Here is a 5,795-nt window from a genome sequence, read left to right as displayed (position 1 = left end):
AAATAGACCACTTAATTAAGCGAATTGGTATAATGTAAGCTTTGCCAAAAGATCAGAACGCAGTACTTAATGTAATGGGTATCAAAAAGCTGAGTAGTAGGCTCAGCTTTTGGGTTTAATTGATGTTTTGCTCTAAGAACACCGACTTTTCTATTTGTTCAAAGATACCCTGATAATAATTAGGGTCGACTATCATTTGCGACTCGACGATTTCACCATCGCTATTTAGGCGTTTAGCCACCGCATTAATCCTAAGTCGACTACCGCTTTTTATTGGGGCAACATTGGCAGAGACATCAACAGTAAGTATATCATCCATGTTGTTGTCACCAAATATCCAGTTTAAGCCGAGGGTGAAATAGGTTGCCAGTGCTTTGGTGACCGCTTCGGTGGTATTGGTTTGGGTGGTGGAGTAATTTGCTATTAGCACACCTGAAGATGAGTCTGACGCACTGATAGTAAACTCTCTATCCAGCAGTGCGTTGACAAGTGCACGGTAAACCAAAATAGACTCTGCATCGCTATATTCTTTGGTTTGTAAGCTACGCACTTCCATCGTTGACATTTGTGGCGCGGAACTTTTACATCCACTCAGCATAAGCAGTGTTGTCGCAAGTACGACACCTTTAACGGTTGCTGTTACTAGGGCGTTCATTGATTATTGCTCCTAGAACGAACTGGTATGATACGCTACTTTTTCGACTGTATCTCTCTTATCAAACTTGATGACAACCGTGAGCGTCTTAGTACTAACCTTACTTTTGTCATAGCCCGTTGACACTATGCCACCGCCATTCCCTGAAAAGTAGCCCAATGTTCCCGAGTTCGTTTGAAACACTTGCTCTTTGGTAAATTTGTCATAGATCCACACTTCTTTGCCATCAGGATCGGTCTTGACAATATTAGGGCTGCCTAATGCAATAGCGACGTCACTGGCCGGAAGGCCATTTTTGATTTCTTTTTGAACCACACCAACAGTCAGGTTTTTATCAGCGGGTGTGTCGTTATGTGGAGTTGAATTACAGCCTGAAAGCGCCAGTACTGCACTAACAGAGCAGATGAGTAAGCGGTGCATTTTATTACTTTCCTTCGTTAATGTATCAGGAACTAACTTAGCTCAAAAAATTAGCAACTGCAATCACAAACTACAGACTTTGGCGACGCGCACTACATGCTTGTCCCAGCGCTGTTGAATATTGTCCCATTATTGGGAGAGAAAACGAAAAGGAGACTGTTAAATTTACTATATATCAATAGGTTACTTTTGGCATGGTGTTCGCTTTATGAAATCAAAAAACAGTGCGATAACACTATGGACATTAAAATCAGCCGCAATAAATCCTCTCGTCAGTCACCCATTTGGCGGTGGCTAGGTATAACGCTTAGTGTGTTTGTGGCACTGAGTTTTTTGCTATCTCAAGAGCATAATCAGCTTGATGCGAATACGATTACCTTTGCACCAATTCAAAAAAGCTCGATACAGTATAGCGTTTCTGGGTATGGAAAATTACGTTCGAAACTTAGCCGAGAAATCACCACAACATTTTCCGCTCAAGTAAGCACGGTCGAGTATCTTGCAGGCACAAAAGTGGAGCCAGATACCGTTATTATGCGCTTGATTAATCCTGAGCTGACGCAAAGATTGCAGCGTGAACGGTTAACACTTGCTAGGCAACGCGCCAGTGTTGACGCATTGAAGCTCAGTCAGCAAAGTGAATTACTTACCTTGCAAGGGCAAATAGCACTGCTCCATAGTGAGTGTGAGAGTGCCAAACTCCGAGAGCAAGCTGAGCGACTGTTAGTGAAACAAGGCATTGTTTCAGAACTTGATCATAAGCGCTCCGTCCTGACTCTTGAACAGCTAAAAACCCGCGTTTTACTCAGTGAGCAACAACTTACACAAATGCAAGCACTACATACAAGAAGTATTGAGATTGAGCAGGAGTTGCTAAAAGAATATGAGCTGAGCCATGACATAGCAAAACAAGCTGTGGAACAACTGAACGTCAAAGCTGGGATCGCAGGGATGTTGCAAGCTGTGAATGTGAGTCAAGGGCAAGCAATTACACCGGGGCAAACTCTTGCGGTGGTGGGCAGTGAACGTCTGCTGGTGGCAGACTTGTTAGTACCTGAACGAGAGGCCAGTGAGGTAGTGATAGGGCAGCCGGCGATGATCAATACCTTTGTCGGTAAAGTTGCTGCAACGGTGAGTCGTGTTGTACCGGTTGTTCAAGACGGTCGTATCGCCATTGAGCTGGCGTTAACGGGGGCACTGCCAAGTAACGCGCGTCCGGCGCTGAACATCGAGGGTAAAATCTTTACTGCAAGGATACAGGACGCGCTCTCAATCCCCCAATTACCGTGGCTGTCTCCACAATCCAATAGCGACTTATTTGTTTTAGATAAACAAGAAAATGTACTCATCAAAAAAAGTTTCAAGTTTGGTAAACTAGCCGGCAATGCCATTGAAATACTTGAAGGCGGCTCAGCCGGTGAGCAAGTGGTGATGTCAGATATGTCAGCTCATCAACACTTAAAAAAAATAACAATTACATCACTCAATCGGTAAAGGAAAAGCAAATGGATAATACAATTTTGGCATTGCACCAAGTAAGCAAGGTTTACTACGGTCAGGATGTAGAAACCCATGCGATTAGTAACATCAGTCTAAACATCAAAGCAGGTGATTATCTCGCAATTACAGGGCCATCCGGCTCGGGTAAGTCGACGTTGCTCAGTGTTTTAGGGCTACTAGAGGAGATCACCTCAGGCAGCTATTGCATTCAAGGTGTTGAAACCAGTTCACTCGATGCAGATACTCAGGCAGAACTGAGGAATTTACATATTGGTTTCGTATTTCAATCATTTAATCTGCTCGATGGGTTAACCGTATTTGACAATGTTGCGTTACCGCTACACTACCGAGAGCCAATTCTCACAGCTCAAGAAATCGAACAGCGCGTGATACGAGCGTTAACGCAAGTAGAGATGTCCCACCGAGCCAATCACAAACCGAGTCAATTATCAGGAGGTCAGCAACAGCGCGTAGCTATTGCCAGAGCGCTTGCGGGCGAGCCAAGTATTTTGCTGGTGGATGAACCCACAGGTAACTTAGATTCTAAGAATGGTGATGCGGTGATGGCCTTGCTGAACAGCCTCAATGAACAAGGTGTTACCATTTGTATGGTTACTCATGACACCCGCTATGCAGGCTACGCAAAACAGCAAATTCAACTGCTGGATGGAGTATTGGTGTCAACAAGCAAAGTGTCTCACTCAGCTCATTTATCGGAGGTTATGTGATGACTTTGATGCAGCTCCAACGGCAAACCACACTGGCCATCAAAAGCTTACTTCAAGTGCCTAGTTTCTGTATTACATTAGTGTTGACCTTGGCGCTGACACTAAGCTGTTTTTTTGTTGCGCTGAGCCTGTTTAGCGGCTTTTTTATTAAACCTCTTGATATAGAGAGTGAGTCACGCTTTGTGGTCATTGAGCAAAACAATATCTATCAAGATCGGGTATTTGAAGGCATGCAAAGTGTTCAAAACATGCTTAATTGGCGACAAACCGAGGCGCTTTATCAAAAGCGTGCTTTGATCAGTAGTTTTTCGGATGTCGTCGAAAACCTACCAGGCTCACCTAAACTGACGCTGAGTTTTGTAAGTGATGACTACTTCACTATGATGAAAATGCCACTTGCGCTGGGTCGATACTTGACTACGACTGAAGATATTAATCAGAAAAACCCTGAAGTGATTATTTCCTATCCATTGTGGCAAAAGTATTTCAATGGTGAAGCTCGCGTGCTGGGCGCGAGCTTACGGATTGTTGATAAGCTATATACCGTGGTCGGTGTCGCTGCTCAGGCCTATTCAGACCCTTATTTTTTAAACCAAGGTAAGGGAGAGCTATGGTTAAGCTTCTCAGAGAATGAGCGATTTTTTGGTACCAAGCGTGGTGAATATCATCCATGGACAAGTAGGCAGGAAAATCTCAAGTTATTGGCGATACTTACCGAGCAAGGCACACACAGCACTTTAGCGCAGCAGCTTTATCAAAACAGTCTCAGGCATCGAGGAGAATGGCAATCAGCAGAGCAAGAGTTACAGGATATTAAACCTATCATACGTCTATATCGGGATGTAGAAGTAGCAGGCCATGATACCTTGGCTATTGTTGTGCTACTCAGTGTGATGTGTTTGGTGCTCATTGCCATTTTTAATGTAAGTAACTTATTCATCTCTCGCGCTCACACGCTTCAACAACAGCTTGTGCTGCAGGCAATGCTTGGTGCAAAGCGTGGTGTATTGTTTCGTGGCATTTTCCTCGAAGCGTTATTGCTAGTTGCAAGTGCCGTGGTGGTTGGGCTATTTTTTGCGGCGTGGCAACTGCGGCTATTACAATCCCTGACTCACAGTTACTTACCGCTTATTGATACACTCTCTCTGGACTCTACTGTGTTGCTTAGCGCAGTTTTGATAGTGCTGTTGTTGGCGTTATTGTTTGCTTTTGTAACGTCGCGTATGGTTAATTTTAATCAACTCAGTCAAAGCATGCGTACTTCGGGCAAAGGGAGTGTGAAAGCGCTCAGCATGCAGATGACCAAAACACTGGTTGCGGTTCAGCTATTTTTTACCACCGTGCTGGTGTTTGGTGCAACGCTTGTGCTGAGCAAAAGTGCGGATACACTGTTGCGACCCCTTGGAACTCAGGTAGATAATATGTACAGTGTGATGCTACATATACCAAATGACTCGACGCCATTTCCCAAGCGCTACACACACATTGAAGACTTTAAACAGGCACTCAGAAAAATACCCGGTGTGGTGGGGGTAGCACATGGTGAAAGCCCATTACAAAACGACTTAGCGGTGGTTGCGATGCGGGATCTGGCTGGTGAATGGATGCCAAGTATGATCCGAGCAAATGTAGGTCCAGATTATTTTGCATTAACAGGGCTTTCGCTGATTGCTGGGCGCACATTTAGTGAAGCGGCGATTAGGGGGGACAAAGAAGAAGTCATTGTATCAGAAGCAGCCGCACATGCGCTAAAGCCGGGGGGCAATGTTCTCGGAGATACATTCTTTATATTTAACCCCGATGTCCCAGCTGAAGTGGTCGGGATCTCACAAAATTTCAACCATCCAAAACGTTATACCGAGCTTCAAGGCAAGACGGCTTGGTTGCCTGCGCTTCCTTTTGGTTACCCGTTTATTATTGAAATGGAACCTGATGTAACACTGACGCGTGCTCAAGTTCAATCGGCTATTCAATCCGTAGCAGGTCAGGCTGGTATATGGCGGTTTTTAGACCTAACACAAACATATCATAAGCTTACATATTTAGAACGTCTCACATTGTTGTTAAGCTTTGGGCTATGTGGCTTTAGCTTATTGTTATGCGGTGTAGGTATATACGGCGTGCTCAGCTATAGCTTTGAGCAACGACGATATGAGTTTGGTATGCGCATGGCGCTGGGTGCGAAAAAACAACGTTTATATCGCTTGTTAATATCAGACACGCTGATACCCGTTTGTGCGGCAATTTTTGTCGCTGTGACAGTCGTAGTTGGGCTGTACTTGAGCGCGCCATCATCTGAGTGGGTTTTAGTCAAGCCAAGCTGGTTTTTGGTAGTGCTGATGACACTACTTACTTTTGCACTTTTCTGTGCAGTATATCCGATGAGACAACTCATCAATTCCGCTCCAATGAGCGCAATAAGGCAATAAAAGTGTGGGTAAAAACCTAATACCAATTTGAAGGAGTGAATCTGACGCTAACAGTGTTAAAAA

5 protein-coding genes are annotated in these 5,795 nt (G+C 44.5%); 3 read left to right on the top strand and 2 right to left on the bottom strand.

From position 1 onward, the window contains the following. Positions 1–115: 115 nt before the first annotated feature. Both D9603_RS21395 and D9603_RS21390 read right to left on the bottom strand, forming a co-directional pair. Complete coding sequence (locus D9603_RS21395; protein ID WP_128732846.1) at positions 116–655, bottom strand: hypothetical protein; 540 nt, start codon at positions 653–655, stop codon at positions 116–118. Between the two features lie 12 nt (positions 656–667). Continuing rightward, a complete protein-coding gene (locus tag D9603_RS21390) occupies positions 668–1,075 on the bottom strand; it encodes a hypothetical protein (RefSeq protein ID WP_125254406.1) in 408 nt (135 codons plus the stop codon). Between the two features lie 237 nt (positions 1,076–1,312). Here D9603_RS21390 and D9603_RS21385 point away from each other — a divergent pair, with 237 nt between their 5' ends. From D9603_RS21385 to D9603_RS21375, 3 genes are read left to right on the top strand one after another with little or no spacing between them, the layout of a single operon-like run. Next, positions 1,313–2,569, top strand: coding sequence for a biotin/lipoyl-binding protein (locus tag D9603_RS21385; protein ID WP_128732845.1), 1,257 nt, complete (start codon positions 1,313–1,315; stop codon positions 2,567–2,569). A gap of 11 nt (positions 2,570–2,580) precedes the next feature. Then, a complete protein-coding gene (locus tag D9603_RS21380; RefSeq protein WP_128732844.1) occupies positions 2,581–3,303 on the top strand; it encodes an ABC transporter ATP-binding protein in 723 nt (240 codons plus the stop codon). After that, the gene (locus tag D9603_RS21375) at positions 3,303–5,732 is read left to right on the top strand and encodes an ABC transporter permease (protein ID WP_128732847.1); all 2,430 of its coding nucleotides are present in this window, start codon (positions 3,303–3,305) and stop codon (positions 5,730–5,732) included. Before D9603_RS21380 ends, D9603_RS21375 begins: the two co-directional genes overlap by 1 nt. Positions 5,733–5,795 lie beyond the last annotated feature (63 nt).

The sequence above is a fragment of the Pseudoalteromonas sp. PS5 genome (genome assembly GCF_004103255.1).
Taxonomy (GTDB): domain Bacteria; phylum Pseudomonadota; class Gammaproteobacteria; order Enterobacterales; family Alteromonadaceae; genus Pseudoalteromonas; species Pseudoalteromonas peptidolytica.
This window is presented reverse-complemented; position numbering and strand designations above follow the sequence as displayed.

Excerpts from the sequence above, each read along its gene's own strand:
- D9603_RS21395 (WP_128732846.1), bottom strand. The coding sequence starts at position 655 with ATGAACGCCCTAGTAACAGCAACCGTTAAAGGTGTCGTACTTGCGACA.
- D9603_RS21390 (WP_125254406.1), bottom strand. The coding sequence starts at position 1,075 with ATGCACCGCTTACTCATCTGCTCTGTTAGTGCAGTACTGGCGCTTTCA.
- D9603_RS21385 (WP_128732845.1), top strand. The coding sequence starts at position 1,313 with ATGGACATTAAAATCAGCCGCAATAAATCCTCTCGTCAGTCACCCATT.
- D9603_RS21380 (WP_128732844.1), top strand. The coding sequence starts at position 2,581 with ATGGATAATACAATTTTGGCATTGCACCAAGTAAGCAAGGTTTACTAC.
- D9603_RS21375 (WP_128732847.1), top strand. The coding sequence starts at position 3,303 with ATGACTTTGATGCAGCTCCAACGGCAAACCACACTGGCCATCAAAAGC.